We start from the raw sequence: 803 nt of genomic DNA, 5'->3' as shown, positions 1-803 counted from the left end.
CTGACTACTTCGGTCGTCCACAAATCAAGCCATACGTAACTTATGTTACTTCGGATGATGAGGCTGCTGGTCTAGGTGTTGATGGTGAAAAATCTGAAACTATCCTAGGTGTACACGCTGAAATTTGGTTCTAAACCTTTTATAGTTGAAGGCAGCCTAATGGCTGCCTTTTTCCGTTTCCCCCTACTAACAACCAATAGTGAGAGAGATTACAATGACAAATAAAAGCTCCATGTTAGCCGTTTTACTAGGTGCCTTGCTAAGCGGTTGTGCTTCAGATGCTCAAGTACAAACACAATTAACACCCCCAACCAATGCAGAAGTATGCTGCAGCGATTTTTCGCAATTTCCATACGCTCAACTAAATGACAATGAAGATTTAAAATTTGATATCGATTTAGGTTCGCCTGTCGGTACCTTTACAACAGGTAACAGCCATTTTGCGGCCTTTAAATTCAGCGACCGTTCTGCAGAGATGTTAGTGACGTTATCTAGCCTGATGATTGATGACTCGGTGTTTGCGCCGGAAGCAATTCTATTGGATGCAAACTTCCAGCCAGTGAAAACACTGAAGTTCGAAGACTTCAAAATTCAGGCATCAGATGCCTTTACCCGCACCAGCTACATTGACCGCGTACGTATTGATGCCAGCAAAACCCCATTTATGGTTATTTACACACCAGCAGAGCAATTAGGTAAAGCTATTCAGGTTGATCACCCTGCCAAAGTGCGCGCTAAAGAGTTTGGTGAAGTGATGCCGATGGTGACCGACCCGGTTTATACAAAACAACTTGGTGGTAAAC

At 43.5% G+C, this 803-nt stretch carries 2 protein-coding genes; both read left to right on the top strand.

Going from position 1 to position 803, the window contains the following annotated elements:
• On the top strand, positions 1-134 hold a 134-nt coding region (locus tag KIV40_RS28575), incomplete at its 5' end, for a carbohydrate porin (RefSeq protein WP_285352598.1).
• Between the two features lie 80 nt (positions 135-214).
• On the top strand, positions 215-803 hold a 589-nt coding region (locus tag KIV40_RS28570; RefSeq protein ID WP_285352596.1), incomplete at its 3' end, for a MalM family protein.

The sequence above is a fragment of the Vibrio sp. D173a genome (assembly GCF_030248475.1).
This window is presented reverse-complemented; position numbering and strand designations above follow the sequence as displayed.